Annotated in this window: 17 protein-coding genes, 2 tRNA genes and 1 pseudogene; 8 read left to right on the top strand and 12 right to left on the bottom strand. The window is 71.3% G+C overall.

Annotated features, from left to right (window positions below; all coding sequences use genetic code 11):
- Positions 1-149: 149 nt before the first annotated feature.
- Both ACWCWD_RS10070 and ACWCWD_RS10065 read right to left on the bottom strand, forming a co-directional pair.
- On the bottom strand, positions 150-809 hold the full coding sequence (locus tag ACWCWD_RS10070; RefSeq protein ID WP_450771650.1) for an alpha/beta hydrolase family protein: 660 nt from the start codon (positions 807-809) through the stop codon (positions 150-152).
- A gap of 31 nt (positions 810-840) precedes the next feature.
- A complete protein-coding gene (locus tag ACWCWD_RS10065) occupies positions 841-1,656 on the bottom strand; it encodes an SOS response-associated peptidase (protein ID WP_450771648.1) in 816 nt (271 codons plus the stop codon).
- Between the two features lie 53 nt (positions 1,657-1,709).
- Between ACWCWD_RS10065 and ACWCWD_RS10060 the strand changes: the two genes are divergently transcribed.
- The 5 genes from ACWCWD_RS10060 (at position 1,710) to hisN (ending at position 6,201) form a co-directional block, all read left to right on the top strand.
- Positions 1,710-2,423 carry a M50 family metallopeptidase gene (locus tag ACWCWD_RS10060; protein WP_450771646.1) on the top strand — a complete coding sequence of 238 codons (714 nt, stop codon included), beginning with the start codon at positions 1,710-1,712 and terminating at the stop codon, positions 2,421-2,423.
- 60 nt (positions 2,424-2,483) lie between these two features.
- Positions 2,484-3,830 (top strand): 3-phosphoshikimate 1-carboxyvinyltransferase, encoded by a 1,347-nt coding sequence (gene aroA, locus ACWCWD_RS10055; protein WP_450771645.1) that lies wholly within the window; start codon positions 2,484-2,486, stop codon positions 3,828-3,830.
- A gap of 3 nt (positions 3,831-3,833) precedes the next feature.
- The gene (gene rsgA / locus ACWCWD_RS10050) at positions 3,834-4,850 is read left to right on the top strand and encodes a ribosome small subunit-dependent GTPase A (RefSeq protein WP_450771643.1); all 1,017 of its coding nucleotides are present in this window, start codon (positions 3,834-3,836) and stop codon (positions 4,848-4,850) included.
- A gap of 144 nt (positions 4,851-4,994) precedes the next feature.
- Positions 4,995-5,318 carry a DMT family transporter gene (locus ACWCWD_RS10045; protein ID WP_327177888.1) on the top strand — a complete coding sequence of 108 codons (324 nt, stop codon included), beginning with the start codon at positions 4,995-4,997 and terminating at the stop codon, positions 5,316-5,318.
- Between the two features lie 82 nt (positions 5,319-5,400).
- Positions 5,401-6,201 carry a histidinol-phosphatase gene (gene hisN, locus ACWCWD_RS10040; RefSeq protein WP_450771640.1) on the top strand — a complete coding sequence of 267 codons (801 nt, stop codon included), beginning with the start codon at positions 5,401-5,403 and terminating at the stop codon, positions 6,199-6,201.
- A gap of 37 nt (positions 6,202-6,238) precedes the next feature.
- On the opposite strand, the pseudogene ACWCWD_RS10035 reads toward hisN, so the two are convergent.
- Together ACWCWD_RS10035 and ACWCWD_RS10030 are read right to left on the bottom strand one after the other, a co-directional pair.
- Positions 6,239-6,516, bottom strand: a pseudogene (locus ACWCWD_RS10035) (tyrosine-type recombinase/integrase); the annotation flags it as partial.
- 349 nt (positions 6,517-6,865) lie between these two features.
- Positions 6,866-7,009: a hypothetical protein gene (locus ACWCWD_RS10030; RefSeq protein ID WP_450771639.1), complete on the bottom strand. Its 144-nt coding sequence runs from the start codon at positions 7,007-7,009 to the stop codon at positions 6,866-6,868.
- A gap of 591 nt (positions 7,010-7,600) precedes the next feature.
- On the opposite strand from ACWCWD_RS10030, the gene ACWCWD_RS10025 reads away from it, so the two are divergent.
- Complete coding sequence (locus ACWCWD_RS10025; protein WP_450771638.1) at positions 7,601-8,002, top strand: CBS domain-containing protein; 402 nt, start codon at positions 7,601-7,603, stop codon at positions 8,000-8,002.
- A 102-nt stretch (positions 8,003-8,104) separates the two neighbouring features.
- Here ACWCWD_RS10025 and ACWCWD_RS10020 read toward each other — a convergent pair whose 3' ends face one another.
- On the bottom strand, positions 8,105-9,574 hold the full coding sequence (locus ACWCWD_RS10020) for a catalase (RefSeq protein ID WP_450771919.1): 1,470 nt from the start codon (positions 9,572-9,574) through the stop codon (positions 8,105-8,107).
- Positions 9,575-9,728: 154 nt separating this feature from the next.
- Here ACWCWD_RS10020 and ACWCWD_RS10015 point away from each other — a divergent pair, with 154 nt between their 5' ends.
- Positions 9,729-10,151, top strand: coding sequence for a Fur family transcriptional regulator (locus ACWCWD_RS10015; protein WP_450771637.1), 423 nt, complete (start codon positions 9,729-9,731; stop codon positions 10,149-10,151).
- 111 nt (positions 10,152-10,262) lie between these two features.
- Here ACWCWD_RS10015 and ACWCWD_RS10010 read toward each other — a convergent pair.
- The 4 genes from ACWCWD_RS10010 to ACWCWD_RS09995 form a co-directional block, all read right to left on the bottom strand.
- A tRNA-Met gene (locus ACWCWD_RS10010) sits at positions 10,263-10,336 on the bottom strand.
- Between the two features lie 100 nt (positions 10,337-10,436).
- The gene (locus ACWCWD_RS10005) at positions 10,437-12,548 is read right to left on the bottom strand and encodes a tetratricopeptide repeat protein (RefSeq protein ID WP_450771636.1); all 2,112 of its coding nucleotides are present in this window, start codon (positions 12,546-12,548) and stop codon (positions 10,437-10,439) included.
- A 209-nt stretch (positions 12,549-12,757) separates the two neighbouring features.
- Positions 12,758-12,831 (bottom strand) — tRNA-Met (locus ACWCWD_RS10000).
- Positions 12,832-12,909: 78 nt separating this feature from the next.
- Positions 12,910-15,858 (bottom strand): UPF0182 family membrane protein, encoded by a 2,949-nt coding sequence (locus ACWCWD_RS09995; protein ID WP_450771917.1) that lies wholly within the window; start codon positions 15,856-15,858, stop codon positions 12,910-12,912.
- Between the two features lie 135 nt (positions 15,859-15,993).
- On the opposite strand from ACWCWD_RS09995, the gene ACWCWD_RS09990 reads away from it, so the two are divergent.
- On the top strand, positions 15,994-16,554 hold the full coding sequence (locus ACWCWD_RS09990) for a PPA1309 family protein (protein ID WP_450771634.1): 561 nt from the start codon (positions 15,994-15,996) through the stop codon (positions 16,552-16,554).
- 75 nt (positions 16,555-16,629) lie between these two features.
- Here the strand turns inward: ACWCWD_RS09990 and ACWCWD_RS09985 are convergent, their stop codons facing one another.
- The 3 genes from ACWCWD_RS09985 to ACWCWD_RS09975 all read right to left on the bottom strand — a co-directional run bounded on the left by ACWCWD_RS09985 (position 16,630) and on the right by ACWCWD_RS09975 (position 18,710).
- Positions 16,630-17,718: a YlbL family protein gene (locus tag ACWCWD_RS09985; RefSeq protein ID WP_450771632.1), complete on the bottom strand. Its 1,089-nt coding sequence runs from the start codon at positions 17,716-17,718 to the stop codon at positions 16,630-16,632.
- A gap of 200 nt (positions 17,719-17,918) precedes the next feature.
- Positions 17,919-18,089, bottom strand: coding sequence for a hypothetical protein (locus tag ACWCWD_RS09980; RefSeq protein WP_266708887.1), 171 nt, complete (start codon positions 18,087-18,089; stop codon positions 17,919-17,921).
- Positions 18,090-18,248: 159 nt separating this feature from the next.
- On the bottom strand, positions 18,249-18,710 hold the full coding sequence (locus ACWCWD_RS09975; RefSeq protein ID WP_450771631.1) for a molybdenum cofactor biosynthesis protein MoaE: 462 nt from the start codon (positions 18,708-18,710) through the stop codon (positions 18,249-18,251).
- Between the last annotated feature and the right edge of the window lie 9 nt (positions 18,711-18,719).

Here is an 18,719-nt window from a genome sequence, read left to right as displayed (position 1 = left end):
CCGGTGTACCGGAGTGCCGGTGTACCGATCGCCTCGGCGTACCGGGCGCCGATGTACCGAACAACAGCGGCCCCTCGGCCCGCATTCCCCACGCCCGTGGGCCCCCGGCCGGGTGTGACGGGGACCACTCCCGCGGGGTGCCGGCCGGCTCAGACGGGGAGCCGGTCCAGCCAGCCGCCGACGGCCCCGGTCAGGATCTCCATCGTCTGGGCCTCCGTCAGGCCGGAGCGCTTGGGCACCGCGAAGCCGTGGTCGCCGTGCGGGACCTCGGCCATCTCGTACGTACCGGCGGGGAATTCGGCGGGGCGGCCGAAGGGGTCGTTGCCGGCCTGCACCACCAGGGTGGGGACGCCGGTGCCCAGCAGCTCGTCGGCGCGGGACTTCTCGGGCCTGCCCGGCGGGTGCAGCGGGAAGCTGAGCGCGAGGACGGCGTGGGCGCCGAGCTCGCCTGCCGTGCGGCAGGCGACCCGCGCCCCGGCGCTCCGCCCGCCCGCGACGACCGGCAGGCCGGGGGCGGCGAGCTCGGGCCAGAGGGCCCGCCAGCCGGTGTCCAGGGTCTTCGGGGCCGGGGCGACCTTCTTGCCGGCGACCCGCCAGGGCTGCTCCACCAGGGCGACGCTCACCCCGTGTCCGGGTGCGGCGGCGGCCAGGGCCGCCAGGTCCCGTGCCTCGATGCCGCCGCCGGCGCCGTGGCCGAGGGCCAGCACCAGCCGGGCGCCGGGCGCCGGGAACCAGGTGATCCGGGCCTCCCCCGCGGGGGTTTCGACGGTGACGGGCCGCCCGCCCTCGACGTTTCGCTCGCTGCTCATGGACCCCATCCTGCCGGTGTCCGGCCCGCCGTCAGAACAGCGTGGCCTCCTCGGGCGCGGCCAGCTCCTCCTGGAGTTCGGGGCCGTTGTTGCGGACGTTGCTGACAGCGGTGGCGACGGGGTAGGCGCGCATCAGTCCGCCCTCGGGCGGGGCGGTCAGCGCGCGCAGCTCCTCGCTGTCGGTGCGCGCGGGGTCGAGCCAGGCGTCCCAGCGGTCGGGCGTCAGCATCAGGGGCATCCGGGGGTGGATGTCGGCGAGCGCGGACGGGCCCTCGGCGGGGGCGACGGCGAGCGGGGTGGTCTCCGCCTCGGTGGTGAGCACGGAGCAGGTCGCCCACCACGCCTGCGGGTGGCCGGGCGGGAGGGTGGCGTCGCGCCAGAACTCGTAGAGCCCGGCCATCGCGAAGACGGACCCGTCGGCGGGGGTCACGAAGTACGGCTGCTTGCGGGGCCGCTTCTTCTTCCCCTCCTCCTCCAGCTGCCGCTCGTCGGCGCCGGTCATCCACTCGTAGTAGCCGTCGGCGGGGAGGATGCAGCGGCGCTGGAGGAATGCCTTGCGGAAGGAGGGCTTCTCGTGGACGGTCTCGGCGCGGGCGTTGATCATCCGCGCGGCGCCCTCCGGCGTCTTGGACCAGGAGGGTACGAGGCCCCACTTGAGGGTACGGAGCTGGCGAACCGGACGGCGGTCCGCCGCGTCTTTCAAGGGACGCTCGAGTACGGCGTAGACCTCCTTGGTCGGCGCCACGTTCCAGTCGGGGTCCAGGGTCTCGTCCGGGTCCCACCGCTCCACCTGGAAGAGTCCGGTCAGGTCCTCGGGCCGCCGGCTCGCCGCATAACGTCCGCACATGTCTGCCAGCCTGCCACGAAACCCCTCCCCCGCCGCAAGGAGTCCCAGCCGCAATGGACAGCAACGAACTGGGCGCCCTGTGGGACCGGGTGTTCGGCACCCAGCCCGCTCCGGAGCAGTGGCTGGTGGTGGTGACCGCGACCGCCGCGCTCGTCGCCGTCGTACCCAACGTCCTGTGGCGGCTGACCCGTAACTCGATCACCATCGCGCACGAGGGCGGGCACGGGCTGATCGCCCTGCTCACCGGGCGCCGGCTCTCCGGCATCCGGCTGCACTCGGACACCAGCGGGCTGACCGTCAGCCGGGGGAAGCCGACCGGCATCGGCATGATCCTGACCGCCGCCGCCGGCTACACCGCGCCCTCGCTGCTCGGCCTCGGCGGCGCCTGGCTGCTGACCAACGGCCGCATCACGCTGCTGCTGTGGCTGGCCACCGCGCTGCTCGCGGTGATGCTGGTGATGATCCGCAACCTGTACGGGGCGCTGACCGTGATCTTCACGGGCTCCCTCTTCCTGCTGGTCTCCTGGCTGACCTCGGCCGCCGTGCAGTCGGCGTTCGCGTACGCGGTGGTCTGGTTCCTGCTGATGGGCGGGGTCCGGCCGGTCTTCGAGCTCCAGTCCAAGCGGCGGCACGGCGGCGCTCCCGACTCCGACGCCGACCAGCTGGCCCGGCTGACGGACGCCCCGGCCTGGCTCTGGGTGTTCCTCTTCCACGCGGTGTCGCTCTGCTCGCTCATCGGCGGCGGACGCTGGCTGCTGGGGGTCTGACCGGCGTGTGCGGAGCCCCGGGCCCGGCCCGACCGGATCGCCAGGCCCTAAAGTGAGGGCATGACCGAAAGTTCCGTGCACCCCGCCCTCTGGCCCGCCCCCTACGCGAGCGGCCCCGTCGACGCGACCGTCACCGTGCCCGGTTCCAAGTCGGTCACCAACCGCGCGCTGGTCCTGGCCGCCCTCGCCGCCGAGCCCGGCTGGCTCCGCCGGCCGCTGCGCTCCCGCGACACCCTGCTGATGGCCCAGGCGCTGCGCGCGATGGGCGTCGGCATCGAGGAGACCGTGTCGTCGAGCTCGTCGGCCACCGGCGGCCCGGACGTCACCGGCGAGGCGTGGCGGGTCATCCCGGCCGGGCTGCGCGGCCCGGTCACCGTCGACGTCGGCAACGCCGGTACGGTCATGCGCTTCCTGCCCCCGGTCGCCACGCTCGCGGACGGCCCGGTCCACTTCGACGGCGACCCGCGTTCGTACGAGCGTCCGCTGCACGGCGTCATCGACGCGCTGCGCGCGCTGGGCGCCCGGATCGAGGACGGCGGGCGCGGCTCGCTCCCGCTGACGGTGCACGGCGCGGGTGCGCTGGAGGGCGGTCCGGTACGCATCGACGCCTCAGCCTCCTCGCAGTTCGTCTCGGCGCTGCTGCTCTCCGCCCCCCGGTTCAACCAGGGCGTGGAGGTACGGCACGTGGGTTCGTCGCTGCCGTCGATGCCACACATCCGGATGACGGTGGAGATGCTGCGCGCGGTCGGCGCCCAGGTGGACGAGCCGGAGACGGGCGGCGAGCCGGACGTCTGGCGGGTCTCCCCCTCCGCGCTGCTCGGCCGCGACCTGACGATCGAGCCCGACCTCTCCAACGCCCAGCCGTTCCTGGCCGCCGCCCTGGTGACCGGCGGGCGGGTGACCGTACGCGACTGGCCGGAGCGCACCACGCAGCCCGGGGACGCGCTGCGCGAGCTGTTCACGGCGATGGGCGGTTCCTGCGAGCTGACGCCGCAGGGCCTCACCTTCACGGGTTCGGGCCGGATCCACGGCATCGACGCGGACCTGAGCGAGGTCGGTGAGCTGACGCCGGGCATCGCGGCCGTCGCGGCGCTCGCCGACTCCCCGTCCACGCTGCGCGGGGTCGCCCATCTGCGGCTGCACGAGACGGACCGGCTGGCGGCGCTCACCAAGGAGATCAACGAGCTCGGCGGCGACGTCACCGAGACGGCGGACGGGCTGCACATCCGGCCGCGTCCGCTGCGCGGCGGGGTGTTCCACACCTACGACGACCACCGGATGGCGACGGCGGGCGCGATCATCGGGCTGGTGGTGCCCGGGGTGGAGATCGAGAACGTGGGGACGACCGCGAAGACCCTGCCGGACTTCCCGGACATGTGGACCGGCATGCTCGGTGCCGGAGCCTAGAGGATGCGCCGCTACGGGAAGAACCCCGACGAGGACGACATCCGCGTCCGTCCGAACCGCAAGGGCAACCGCCCCCGCACCCACACCCGGCCCAAGCACGAGGACGCCGAGGACGGCATGGTCCTCACGGTCGACCGGGGCCGGCTGACCTGCCTCGTCGAGGGGCGGACGGTCGTCGCGATGAAGGCCCGTGAGCTGGGCCGCAAGGCCGCCGTGGTCGGCGACACCGTGTCGATCGTCGGGGACCTCTCCGGCGACAAGGACACCCTGGCGCGGATCGTCCGTATCGGCGAGCGCCGCTCGGTGCTGCGGCGCACGGCCGACGACGACGACCCGTTCGAGCGGGTGGTGGTGGCCAACGCCGACCAGCTCGCCATCGTCACGGCGCTCGCCGATCCGGAGCCGCGCCCGCGCATGATCGACCGGTGCCTCGTCGCCGCGTACGACGGCGGGCTGACCCCGCTCCTGGTGCTCACCAAGTCCGACCTGGCGTCCCCGGACAAGCTCCTGGAGGCGTACACCCCGCTGGGCGTGCCGTTCATCGTCACCAACCGGGACGAGCTGGCGAACGGCGACGCGGCCGACCGGGTGCGCGAGCAGCTGAACGGCAAGATCACCGCCTTCGTCGGGCACTCCGGGGTCGGCAAGACCACGCTGGTCAACGCCCTGGTGCCGGAGGACCGGCGGCGTACGACGGGTCATGTCAACGCGGTCACCGGGCGGGGCCGGCACACCACCACGTCCGCGCTGGCGCTGCCGCTGCCCGACGGCGCGGGGTGGGTGGTCGACACCCCGGGCGTGCGCTCGTTCGGGCTGCACCACATCGACCCGTCGCGGGTGATCAACGCGTTCCCCGACCTCCAGCCCGGCACCGAGGACTGCCCGCGCGGCTGCACCCACGACGACAACGCGCCGGAGTGCGCGCTCGACGCGTGGGTGGCCGGCGGACACGCCGACCCGGCACGGCTCTACTCGCTGCGCCGGCTGCTGGCGACGCGCGAACGGCGTGAGGGCGACTGAGTTCCCGGTCCTCCGGGCGGGGCGTCACGGGCCGCGTCGGGTCCGCTCCTCCCGACTCGCGCACGTTTGCGACCGTGCGACGGTGGTAGGGGCATAATCGCACCGAGCGGGCGGACCGGTCACCGAGGCGGAGGACTACGGACGATGGCGTGGCTGCTGGTCGTGGTCGCAGGACTGCTGGAGACCGGCTTCGCCGTGTGTCTGAAGCTCTCGCACGGTTTCACCCGGCTCTGGCCGACGATCGCGTTCGCCGCGTTCGCGCTCGCCAGTTTCGGTCTGCTGACCCTCTCGCTGCGGAAGCTCGACGTGGGCCCCGCCTACGCGGTGTGGACCGGCATCGGGGCCGCCGGTACGGCGATCTACGGCATGGTCTTCCTGGACGACGTGGTGTCCGTCCTGAAGCTCGTCTCGATCTCGCTGGTGATCATCGGTGTGATCGGCCTCCAGCTCTCCGGCTCGGCGCACTGACCACGGCCGCAGGCCCGTGCTCCGACCGGGTGGCGCCCGGGCCGTGTGGCCCGGCGCGGACCCGGCTGGATACTGTGACGGCATGCCCGACTACCACGATGATCTGCGTCTCGCCCACGTACTGGCGGACGCCGCCGACGCGGCGACGATGGACCGGTTCAAGGCTCTCGACCTCAAGGTGGAGACCAAACCGGACATGACTCCGGTGAGCGAGGCCGACAAGGCCGCCGAGGAGCTGATCCGCGGCCATCTGCACCGGGCCCGCCCGCGCGACGCGATCCTCGGCGAGGAGTACGGGCTGGAGGGCACCGGCCCCCGGCGCTGGGTGATCGACCCGATCGACGGCACCAAGAACTACGTGCGCGGGGTGCCGGTCTGGGCGACCCTGATCTCGCTGATGGAGGCGGGCGAGGACGGTTTCCAGCCGGTGGTCGGCGTGGTCTCCGCGCCCGCGCTCAGCCGGCGCTGGTGGGCGGCGAAGGGTTCCGGCGCGTTCTCGGGCCGCAGCCTCACCGCCGCGACCCGGCTCCAGGTCTCGAAGGTCGGGCAGATCGCGGACGCCTCCTTCGCGTACTCCTCGCTGACCGGCTGGGAGGAGCAGGGGCGGCTGGACGGTTTCCTCGACCTGTCGCGGGCCTGCTGGCGGACGCGGGGATACGGCGACTTCTGGTCGTACATGATGGTCGCCGAGGGTGCCGTGGACATGTGTGCGGAGCCCGAGCTCTCGCTCTGGGACATGGCGGCCACCGCGATCGTGGTGCAGGAGGCCGGCGGCAGCTTCACCGGCCTGGACGGCGTCCCCGGCCCGGGCGGCGGCAACGCGGCCGCGTCGAACGGCCTGCTCCACGACGAACTGCTGGGCTATCTCAACCAGCGCTACTGACGTTGCTTGGGGCCTGACCTGGGCTTCTCTCATCCCCTCACGCACTCGGGGCCGTCGTGGGGCCGTCATCCGTGGCGGGGCCGCTCTCGAAGGCCCGGTTCACTGCCTCCTTCGTACGCTTCTCACTGCTCGGCATCAGGTGGTATACGTACGCAGGGTGAACCCAGGGTCATGGTGCCCCAGGTACTCGGACAGGGCTTTGATGCTTTCCCCCGCGTCCAGCAACACGGACGCGTAGAAATGCCTCAGCGCATGCATCCCGCTCTCTCGGCCCCGCGGCACGCCAGCGGTGTCGAGGGCGGGTTGCCACGCCTTGATGTCAAGCACCCGGCTCTGGCCGCGCCCACGCTCCTGCCTCCGACCCGCTCGGCGCGCCGCCGCCGACGCGCGCCCACAGTGGATAGGCCGGGAGGGGATGAGCCGAGACCAGAGCCCGCGGCTTCAAGACATGCCTCCGGCGGGGGCGCTCCGGCACCGGGGGGGCGCCGTTCGCGAGTGCCGGCCGGAGCGTGGTGGGCGTCGTGGTGGCTCCCATCCCGACCACCTCCGACCCAGGCAGAGCCGAGCGGACGGGATGGGAGCAGGGGAGAGTGGTGTGCAGGGGCAGGGTGGCGCGGCATAACTGAAGCCCCAAACCGTCCGGTTCAGGGCTTCAGTCCAGGAATTACTTCTTCTTGCCGAAGGCCAGAGCCTTAACAACTTCCGGCACGTCATGACTGTCGCAACGGCAAAGCGCAACAACGCCGATAACCAGACGCACCACCGGATGGAGTATGACGCCCAAAATGGCTGCGATCTCGAAAAGCACGGACTACACCCTTTGACGAAACGGGGTGTAGTCGAATGTGGCCAACAAGTAGGGCAACGCAATTTGCCCAACGCTCCACCTCGACCTACACAGGACCAAACTCACTGAAGTAGGCGTGCCTCGCATTATCGCCGCCCCAAAGCCCATGGGTCAAGGCGCCTCCCTCGCCCAACTGCACTCGCGGATCGTTAGACTTCCGCCTCCACGAGCACAGCGTGGCAACCCGCCATTGACGCAACCTCTTGGGGCCGCGTCGGGGCCGTGAAGGGGAACTCAAAGACCACCAATGCCGACAACTGCCGATAGCTCAGCCGCAGGTCAAAACGCTGATCGGCTACCTGCCCGCAGGTCAGGAACTCGTCGAATCACTTCCAGCGCTACTGACGGCCGCACCGCCGGGCCAGGGGGTACCGACCCGACCGGCGGAGCGCCCGGGGCGCCCGGGGACCGTGGGGCGTGCGCGCGCACGCCCTGCGGTGGCTCCCCGTACCTCTTGTCGGGCCGCGAGTGGGGTGCCATCCTGAAATCCCCGCTTGTGAACTTGTGAATCGGCTCACGTTCCGGCCGGTCCACCGAGGAGGTGCCCCCGTCATGCTGGTCCGAGACGCCATGACCACCGTGGTGCTCACCATCGGCCCCACCCACACACTCCGCCAGGCAGCCGCGCTGATGTCGGCCCGCCGCGTCGGGGCCGCCGTCGTCCACGACCCGGACACCTGCGGATTCGGCATCATCACCGAACGAGACGTCCTCGACGCCGTCGGGCTCGGCCAGGATCCCGACCTGGAGGCCGTGGCCGGCCACACCACCACGGACGTGGTCTTCGCCGCTCCCACCTGGACCCTGGAGGAGGCCGCCGAGGCCATGACGCACGGCGGGTTCCGGCACCTGATCGTGCTGAACGACGACGGCCCGGTCGGGCTGGTGTCGGTCCGCGACATCATCCGCTGCTGGGCTCCGGTGCGCCGCCACCCGGTCGAGCTGGCCGGCTGACCGTCCCGGCGCACCCGGCGGCGGCACCGGGACGGGCCGGACACCCATGCGTGGTGTCCGGCCCGTCCCCGCGTACGCGACGCGATACGACGCGAGGGGTGGTCAGGCGCGCAGGGCCTGGACCGCGTCCTCCAGCCGCTTGCCGAAGTCGCCGTCGGCCTGGCGGAAGTTGTTCACCGCTCGCTCGGCGATCCCGTCGCGCGAGACCTTGGCGATGAACTGGGCGAGGTTGTCGATCAGCCGCGCCTTCTCGTCCTCGGAGAGCAGCCGGTAGAGGTTGCCCGCCTGCACGAAGTCGTCGTCCTCGGCGTGGACCGGCGCCTCGTGGTTGCCGGTTGTACCGTCGACCGGGACGGGCTGCCAGAGCGGCCGGCCGGTCTGGGCGGGGCCGCCGAAGCTGTTCGGCTCGTAGTTCTTCGCACCGGCGTGACGGCCGTCGTAGAGGTAGCCGTCACGGCTGTTGGTCCGCGCCTCGGTGGCGTGCGGGCGGTTCACCGGCAGGTGGTCGGCGTTGATGCCGACGCGGTAGCGGTGGGCGTCGCCGTACGCGAAGAGGCGGCCCTGGAGCATCTTGTCCGGGGACGGGCCGATGCCGGGCACGAAGTGCGCGGGGCTGAAGATGGACTGCTCGACCTCGGCGAAGATGTTCTCCGGGTTGCGGTTGAGCTCCAGCTTCCCGATCTCGACCGGCGGGTAGTCCTCGTGCGGCCACACCTTGGTGAGGTCGAACGGGTTGAAGCGGTAGGTCGCCGCGTCCGCCGCGGGCATGATCTGCACCTGCACGGTCCAGGACGGGAAGTCGCCGCGCTCAATGGCCTCGCGCAGGTCGCGCTGGTGGCTGTCGGGGTCGACGCCGGAGAGGCGGTTGGCCTCGTCGGTGGTGAGGTTCTTGATGCCCTGGTCGGTCTTGAAGTGGTACTTGACCCAGAAGACCTCGCCGGCCTCGTTGTTCCACTGGTAGGTGTGCGAGCCGTACCCGTTCATGTGGCGCAGCGTGGCCGGTATCCCGCGGTCGCCGAAGAGCCAGGTGACCTGGTGGGTCGACTCGGGCGACAGGCCCCAGAAGTCCCAGACGTTGTCCGCCTCCTGCGAGCCGGTGTACGGGTCGCGCTTCTGGGTGTGGATGAAGTCGGGGAACTTGATGGCGTCCTTGATGAAGAACACCGGGGTGTTGTTGCCGACGAGGTCGTAGTTGCCCTCTTCGGTGTAGAACTTCAGCGCGAAGCCGCGGGGGTCGCGTACGGCGTCGGCGGAGCCGAGGTTCCCGGCGACGGTCGAGAAGCGGAGGAAGGTCTCCGTCTCCTTGCCGACCTCGGAGAGGAACGCGGCGCGCGTCCACTGCGAGACGTCACGGGTCAGCGTGAAGGTGCCGTACGCACCGGCGCCGCGGGCGTGCACCACGCGCTCCGGGATGCGCTCCCGGTTGAAGTGGGCGAGCTTCTCCAGCAGCGCCTGGTCCTGCACGAGGACCGGACCGCCGATGCCCGCCGTCTCGCTGTTCTGGTTGTCGGCGACCGGCGCTCCGGCCTCCGTGGTGAGCGGTCCCTGCGTCACGTGCGCCTCCTGCGTGATGTGCGCCGCCCGCCCGCCGTCTCCCGGCGGCACGCACGGCCGTTCCCTCGGCTTCTGCCAGATCCGATCCTACGATGGACTTTGTCCAAGTCAAGTGAACATCCAAAGTCACATCAGTTCGGGACTCGCTTCCGCTCACTGTTACGCTGATGTCATGAGTGACCTGCTGGAACGACTCCGTGGACGCGGCTGGCGCATGACGGCGCAGCGCCGCGTGGTCGCCGAGGTCCTCGACGGCGAACACGTACACCTGACGGCCGACGAGGTGCACGCGAGGGCCGTGGACCGGCTGCCCGAGATCTCGCGGGCGACCGTGTACAACACCCTGGGCGAGATGGTGTCGCTCGGCGAGGTGCTGGAGGTCTCCACGGACCGCCGCGCCAAGCGGTACGACCCGAACGCCCGCCGCCCGCACCACCACCTGGTCTGCGCGGGCTGCGGAGCCATCCGCGACGTCCACCCGACCGGCAACCCGCTGGCCGACCTGCCGGCCGAGGAGCGCTTCGGCTTCACGGTGTCGGGCGTCGAGGTGACGTACCGCGGCCTCTGTCCGAACTGCGCGGCGACGACCGCCTGATCCGCTCACCACGGCCGGCCGGGGTTCCTCACCGGCCGGCCGTCTCCGCGCGCCCGCGTACGCGCACACGACGAAGGCCCGGATCCACTGGATCCGGGCCTTCGTCTTTAGTAGCGGGGACAGGATTTGAACCTGCGACCTCTGGGTTATGAGCCCAGCGAGCTACCGAGCTGCTCCACCCCGCGCCGTTGAATGCAACATTACGTCACCCGCTCGGCCGTGGCAAATCCATTCAGCGGGGGGTGCCTGCCGAGGCACGCGACGCGTCCCCGGCAGGCCCCCCGCTCACGCCGTGAGCTCCTGGTGCAGTGCCTCCTGGAGGCGGGCGGCGCGCTCGGCCACCTCGGCGGGCCCCAGCTCGACCGCGCGGGCGCACCAGCGCTGCCCCTCGGTGAGCTCGCCCCGGCGGGCGGCGAGCAGCGCGAGGCGGAGCGCCGCCCGGCCGTGGCCGTCGTTGGCGGCGCGGCTCCACCAGAGGGCCGCCTCGCGCTCGCTGCCCTCGCGGGCCAGCAGCAGCCCGAGGTTGAAGGCGCCGTTGCGGCTGCCCGCCTCGGCGGCCTCGCGGTACCAACGTGCGGCGCTCTCCACGTCGCCGCGGGCGGCGCAGAGCATGCCGACCCGGACCTGGGCGCGGCGGTGGCCCTGCTCGGCGGCGCGCTCGTACCACTCCTCGCACTCGGTCTTCTCCGGCATCGGCTCGCCGAGCACCGGCGTCGCGCGCGGCGGGCGCCGCGCGTCGAGGACCCCGGCCAACCGGAAGGCGGCCTCGGCGCTGCCCCCGCCGGCGGCGGTACGCAGATGGCGTTCGGCCTCCTGGTCCTCGCCCCGGCGCAGCAGCGCCATGGCGACCTGGAGCGCCGCGTCGGTGTGCCCGGCGGCTGCCGCGCGCTTGTACCAGCTCAGCGCCGCGAGGTCCTCGTCCCGGCCCGCGTGCAGGATGCCGAGGTTGAAGGCGGCGTCCACGCTGCCCGCCTCGGCCGCCTTGGAGAACCAGGGTTCGGCGCCGGTCGCGTCCCCGGCCTGGAGGAGGAGTACGGCGAGCGCGTTGGACGCCTCGCGGTGGCCCGCGTAGGCGGCCCGGCGGTACCACTGCTCGGCCTGCGGGGTGCGGTCCTGGGCGGCGCAGAGCAGCCCGAGGTTGTACGCCCCGTTCACGTCGCCCGCGTCCAGGGCGGCCCGGTACCACCGCTCTGCGGTCTGCGGCTCGCCCCGGTCGGCGTGCAGGGCGCCCAGCGCGTTGGCGGCGTTGCCGTCGCCCTCCTGGGCGGCGCGCAGCCACCACACGGCGGCGCTCTCCACGTCGCCGACGTCACGGAGCAGGAAGGCGAGGGCGCACGCCGCGCGGGCCTCGCCGGCCCGTGCGGCGGTGAGGTACCAGCGGCCGGCCTCCTTGAGCTCGCCGCGCCGCTCCAGGATGGCGCCGAGGTGCAGCGCGGCACGGCGGTGCCCGCGGGCCGCGGCCTGCCGGTACCACTGCTCGGCCTCACCGACGCGCCCCTCGGCGGGTCCCGCGACCGGGCCGTCGCCGGGGGCGCCGACGGCGTTCACCGGGGGCTCGACGGTCTCGACGGGCGCCCGCCCGAGCCCGAAGGCCTGGTGCGGGTCCTCGACGGCGTTGCGCTCGATGGTCCGGGCCAGGCGGTACGCGGCCTCCCGGTGCCCCTGCTCGGCGGCGGCGCGCAGCCAGCGCTCGGCGCCCACGTCGCTGCGGTGCTCCAGCAGATCGGCGAGGGCGTAGGCGCCCAGCGCGTGGCCCTGTTCGGCGGACTGGCGCAGCCAGTACTCGGCGCCCGGCTCGTCGCCCCGCTCGCGCAGGTGTCGGCCGAGGGCGTGCGCGGCGGAGGCGGAGCCGGCGACGGCCGCGATGCGCCACCAGCCGGCCGCCTCGTCCGGGTAGCCGCGCTGGTGCAGCAGGACGCCGAGGTTGTTGGCGGCGGCCCGGTCGCCGTCGGCGGTGGCCCCGCGCAGATAGGGCTCGGCGGCGTCGAGTTCGCCCCGGCGCAGCAGCAGCGCGCCGACGACGCTCATCGAAGCGGTGTCGCCCGCGTCGGCGGCACGCCGGTGGCGCTCCTCGGCTTCGGCGGACTCGGCGGTCTCGGTGGACCCGGCCGGATCGGCGGTGCCGATCGGTCCGGCGGTGTCCCCGGCGTCGGTCATGTCGGCCGCGCCCGAGAACCCGGCGGTGGCGTCCGTGCTTCCTGGCGTGACGGTGACCCCCGTCGTCTCGGTGGCCCCGGTGGTGAAGTCGTCACTGTCCACGGCCTGCTCGGCGGCCCCCGCCGCCCCGGCGGTGACCACGGCCGACGCCGCGGCCGGCGCCCCCTCGGGGCCCCGTGTCCGCCGTTGCACAAACCGCCCTGTCTCCAACAGAGTTGCCCTGTCCCCCATAAATACCATCGTCGCACCACCTGTAACCCGCGTACACCTGGTATATCGCGGACAGTGAGGTCACTTCAGCGTTTTGTCGACATGCCCACAGAGAGACAAGTCAAACACGGCCCCGGGCAACTGGTGCCCCGCGAACCGCACTTCACGCCCACTCTCCACGAAGGCATCACGACATGACGAAGGCCCGGATCCAGTGGATCCGGGCCTTCGTCTTTCAGTAGCGGGGACAGGATTTGAACCTGCGACCTCTGGGTTATGAGCCCAGCGAGCTACCGAGCTGCTCCACCCCGCGTCGTTGTGTTCAAACAGTACCACGACGCGGGGGTGGGTTTTCCCGGCCGGTCTCCCGGCCGGGAACCCTGCCGCCCTCTCAGCTGCCCTGGTCGGTGGCCCCCTCGGCCGAGGCGGCCGTGTCCCCGGCCGTACCGCCGGAGCCCGAGCCGGCCGTGGAGCCGCCCGCACCGGACTGGGCCTCGGCGGCCCGCTTCAGGGCGCTCTGCAGGTCCTCCTGGGCCTCTCCGTAGGCCGTCCAGTCCTGCTTCTGGAGCGCCTCCTGGCCGGCGTCGTACGCCTTCTGGGCGTCCGCGATGGCCGCCTTGAGCGCCGCGTCACCGGTGGCCGGCGGCTTGGTCGGCTCGGTCGGCTTCGTCGGCTCGGTGGGCTCGGTCGGCTGGGTGGTGCCGCCGTCGACGTCGAAGACCGCGTTCAGCGCCTCGTCGAGACTGTTCTCGAAGACGATCTTCGATCCGAACGAGGCGGCCACCTTGCGCAGCAGCGGGTAGTTCTGGTTGCCACCGCGCGTGTAGACCGGCTCGATGTAGAGGAACCCGCCGTCCAGGGGCACGGTGAGGAGGTTGCCGTACTCGATGTCCGAGTCGGTGCCCTTGAGGTTCCGCACGAACTCGGCGACGTCGTCGTTGCCGTTGAGCTCGCTCTGTACCTGCCCGGGACCCTTCACCGTGTTGGTGACTCTGAGGAGTCTGATCGTGCCGTAGTCGTCGCTGGCCGCGTCGGCGTCCACCGCCATGAACGCCCCCAGGTCGGGGCGGCCTCTCGGGGTGAACGTCGTGGTCAGCGAGAACGTCTGCTGGTCCTGGTCCGGCATCTTCATGGAGAGGTAGTACGGCGGAACGGAGCCCGGTTCCTTGTTGGTCGGGTCGTCCGGAACCTGCCACGCGTCACTGCCGCTGTAGAACTGCGCGGGGTTGGTGACGTGGTAGCGGGTCAGCAGCTCCCGCTGGACCTTGAACAGGTCCTGCGGGTACCGCAGGTGGTCCATGAGCTCCTTCGGGATGGCGGACCTGTCCTTGACCGTCCCGGGGAACGCCTTGCGCCAGGTCTTGAGGACCGGGTCCTTCGTGTCCCACTCGTAGAGCGTGACGGTGCCGTCGTACGCGTCGACGGTGGCCTTCACCGAGTTGCGGATGTAGTTGACCTGGTTCTGCTGGGCGACGACCGCGCGCTGGTTGGTCGTCAGCGAGTCGGCCGTGGTGTCGCCCAGCGTCGTACGCGAGGCGTACGGGTAGCCGTTGGTCGTGGTGTACGCGTCGACGATCCACTGGATCCGGTGGTCGACGACGGCCGGGTAGGCGTCGCCGTCGATGGTCAGCCACGGGGCGACCGCCTCGACGCGCTCCTTGGGCGTGCGGTTGTAGAGGATCCGCGAGCCGTCGCCGATGGCCCCCGAGTAGAGGATCTGCGGCTCGCTGAACGAGACCGCGTAGGCGGCGCGGTTGAAGGCGCTGGCGAGACTGACCCCGCTGTCACCCTTGTAACTGGTGGTCTTCTCGCCGTCGTCCTCGTAGTCGAGCTCCTTCTGGGGCCCGCCGACGATGGAGTACTGCTCGGTCTTCTCGCCGTAGTAGATCCGCTGCTCGTACTCGCCGAGCTTGCCCGTCGTCGGCAGTCCGGACTCGGTGAAGTCCGGGGAGCCGACGGGGTTGGTGCCCGTGCTGGTTCCCTTGGCCGCGATGACGCCGTAGCCGTGGGTGTACGTGAAGTGGTCGTTGATCCAGTTCCGCTTGGGCAGGCCCGCGAGGTTGAGCTCGCGCAGACCGACGACGGTGTCCTGCTCCTTGCCGTCCTCTTCGTAGCGGTCCACGTCCAGCGTCGCCGGGAACTGGTAGTAGTTCCGCTTCTGCTGGAGCTGCTGGAACGCCGGGGAGACGACGTTGGGGTCCATCACGCGGTAACTCGCGGCGGCGTCGGCCTGGGTGCGCAGTGCGGCGCCCTCGGTCTCCGTGCTCTTGCCCGCGTAGTCGTCGACCTGTGCGTCGTCGATGTCGTACGCGTCGCGTGTGGCCTTGATGTTCTTCTGGATGAACGGGGCTTCCTTGGCCTGCTCGTTCGGCTGGACCTGGAACTTCTGGACGATCGCCGGGTAGAGCCCGCCGATCAGGATGGCCGAGAGGACCATCAGCCCGAAGCCGATCACCGGGAGCTGCCAGGTGCGCCGCCAGAGCGTCGCGAAGAAGAGCACCGCGCAGATCACGGCGATGCAGAACAGGATCGTCTTCGCCGGAAGGTAGGCGTTGGCGTCGACGTACCGCAGGCCGGTCCAGTTGTCGGTGGCCTTGAAGTCACTGGACTTCACGGCCAGTCCGTACCGGTCCAGCCAGTACGCCACGGCCTTCAGCGAGACGAAGATGCCCAGCAGCACCGAGAGGTGGCCGGTGGCCGCGCCGGTCGCGCGGGCGCCGGGGCTGGTGATCCGCAGGCCGCCGTAGAGGTAGTGCGTCAGGGCCGCGGCGATGAGCGACAGCACGACCGCGGCGAAGCCGAAGCCGAGCAGGAAGCGGTACCACGGCAGGTCGAAGGCGTAGAAGGAGACGTCCAGCTTGAACTGGGGGTCCTTCTGCCCGAAGGAGACGCCGTTGACGTACATCAGCCAGGTGCGCCACTGGCCCGAGGCGGAGGCCCCGGAGATCAGCCCGACGAGCGCGGTGACCGCGAGGAGCACCCACTTCTTGAACGGGGCGACACCCATGCGGTAGCGGTCCAGGCTCTGCTGCTCCAGCGACATCGCGCTCAGCGGTGGCCGGAGCCGGTAGGCGAGCCAGACGTTGAGACCGACGGCGAGCGCCATCAGCAGTCCGAAGACGAGGAACAGACCGATCTTGGTCCACAGCGTCGTGGTGAAGACCGACGAGTACGACACCGAGCGGTACCAGAGCCAGTCGGTCCAGAACCCGGAGAACATGACGAACGCCATACCGAGCGCCGCGAGGACGCCGAGCGTCATGAGAAGGGTACGGGCACGCCGGGACGGGCGGCCGACTCTGATCCGTGGCCCGGTCGGGCCTCCGCCGCGGTCCGGCATCTGGAAAGCCAACGTGCGCACCTCGTACTTCGGGGTCGTGTGGAACGGGCTCAGCGATCGTAGAGCCCTTCCTTGCAACTTACGGAGGCTTTACCTAGTTCCCGTTCCGGGTGCGAAAGGAGGCAGGATATTGCCATGCCCAACGTTTCTGCCTCAGGCCCTCCGATGGCCTCGAATCCCCTCACCGTCGCGGTGCTCGAAATCGACGAGTACGCAGCCGGTCTCGGATGGGACCGCCCCGCCCGCCTCTTCGCCCTCGTCGACACCGCCAGCCTGCGCGTCCAGGAGCCGGGCCTCGCCGCCCAGCTCGGGCTCGGCGCGGACGGCAAGGTGCCCGCCGCCTTCACCCCCGTCGAGCAGGAGGAGATCCCCAAGGGGAAGCCGCTGGACGAGTTCCTCGCCACGATCGCCTGGCCGGCCGGGGTGGCGGGGTGCGCGCTGACGGTGGAGCGGCTCATGCTGCCGCCGTCCGCCGAGGCATCCGTGCCCGAAGGGCTCAGCGGCAAGAAGCTGACCGCGTGGGTGGCGGCGCACCCGGAACGGCAGGAGGTCCGGATGACGGTGGCCGTGCTGCGGAACGGCAAGCGCGAGTCCGCGATCCGGCTGCGGGAGAAGGACTCCGCGAGCGAGGTCCTCACGGGCCCGGCGCTCGTCCCGGGGCTGGCCGACGCGCTGGCGGCGACCTTCGAGTCCTGAGGACGGTCCTCCGGAGTCCGCCGCCGCGCGGGGGACTCCGGAGCCGGAGGACGGCCCTCGGGATCAGCTCGTGGATCAGCTCTTCGAGCAGCTCGGCAGCGCGGCGGTGTCCCCGGTGCGGATCTTGTCCAGGGACTTCTTGGCGTCGGCCATCGTCTTGACCCGGACCAGGGTGAGACCGGACGGGGTGTCGGCCGCGGCGGCGGCGCAGTTCTCGTCGGGGGTGAGGAAGTACCTCGCCCCGGCGTTCCGCGCGCCGATCAGCTTCAGGGCGATGCCGCCGATCGGGCCGACCGTGCCGTCGTCGTCGATGGTGCCGGTGCCCGCGACGAACTTCCCGCCGGTGAGCTGCCCCGGGGTGAGCTTGTCGACGATGCCGAGCGAGAACATCAGTCCGGCGCTCGGGCCGCCGACGTCGGCGAGGTTGATGTCGATGTCGAACGGGAAGGTGTGGTCGGTCCCGGCCTGGATGCCGACGATCGCGCGGCCGTCGTCGTCCGCCTTGCGGGTGGTGACGGTGACGTCGTTGGTGCCCTCGGGCTCTTTCCCGGCCTTCTCCGCCGCGGCGGCGCGCTCGGCCGGGACGACCGTGAACGTGACGTCCTGGCCGGGATCGTGCTTGCTCACCACCTCGGCGACGTCCGCCGGGTCCTTGATCCGGGTACCGTCCACCGACTCGATCACGTCGCCCGCGTGGAGCTTGCCCTCGGCCGCGCCGCCCTTCACGACGGTCGACACGATGACGCGGGAAGTCACCGGGATGCCCAGCTCCTTCAGGGCGGCGACCTTGGCGCTCTCCTGGGACTGGCTGAACTCCTCGGCGTTCTCCTGCGTCGACTGCTCCTCGGTCTTCCCGTCCGGGTAGAGGGTGTCGTGCGGCACGATCACGCTGTCGTGGGCCAGCCAGCCCCACAGGGCCTCGACCAGGTTCATGTTGTAGTCCGCACCGGTGACGCGGACCGTCGTCATGTTGAGATGTCCGGAGGTCGGGTACGTCTTGCGACCGGAGATCTTGAGTACCGGATCGCCGTTCGCGTTCCCCAGCGTGTTGACGGTCGGCCCGGGGGACATCTCCGCGTACGGAACGGGGAACAGCAGACCCGCACAGACGAGCGCGATGAAGATGAGAGTCGAGGCGAGCATCGTCGCGGTGCGGCGTGGCATGGAACGACAGTACGGGAAGCACCTGTCAGTCCACCGCCGGGGCCGGTCCGTACGGGGCCGGCGGGGCCGGGAAGGCGTTGCGGAGGCCCACGGTCCGCTCGTGGCGCGGGACATGCGCGGTGGGAGCGGGGGCGTCTCGGGGCGACGCCCGGTTGGCGATCGCGTACGTCCGGCGCGGCAACTCCGGGGGCCGTCATGCGTCAGACGGCGTCGGAACCGGAGTGCGATCTCTCCATCGCTTCTCGGAAGCGGGCGTACCCGGCGAGTTCGGTGACATCGCCGGTCGTGCGGTTACGTGCGGCCCAGCCTCCCCATATCGCCGCGCCGAGAGCGGCGAAAAGCGGAATCAAGAGCCATGCGAGTGCTGCCACTACGACCTCCCTACCCCATGAGCGACCGCAACTGACGGTCTGCAGATTAACCAGCGGCAGGACCAACGCTCGTGGCAGGGGGGCGGTTACGCAAATCGGGCCTGATCCGTGCCCGTACGGTTTGCGGCCGTGGATCTTCGGACCGGTCGTACCGCCGGTTCAGCAGGCTCCGACCCACTCCTCGGTCCCGTCCAGGAAGCGCTGGTGCTTCCAGATCGGGACCTCGTGCTTGAGGTCGTCGATCAGCTTCCGGCAGGCGTCGAACGCCTCCGCGCGGTGCGGGCAGGCCACGGCCACCACGACCGCCAGATCGCCCACAGCCAGTTCACCCACTCGATGGACGGCGGCCAGCGCCCGGACCGGGAAGTCCGCGACGACCTTCTCGGCGACCCTGCGGAGCTCGTCCTCGGCGGACGGATGGCAGGAGTAGCCGAGCGCCCCGACGTCCTGGCCCCCGTCGTGGTTGCGCACCGTACCCACGAAGAGCGCGATCCCGCCGGCCGCGTCGTCGCCCACCGCCCGGAAGACCTCGTCGACGGAGAGCGGGGTGTCGCGGATCGCGAGGAGCCGGACGGGGTCGGCCGCCGCCCGCTCGCCGGGGTGATCGTCGAGAGATGCCATGGGGCCATG

The organism is Streptomyces sp. NPDC001493 (genome assembly GCF_053597235.1).
The sequence above is the reverse complement of the archived record's forward strand: the minus strand, read 5'-3'. Positions and strand labels throughout refer to the sequence as shown.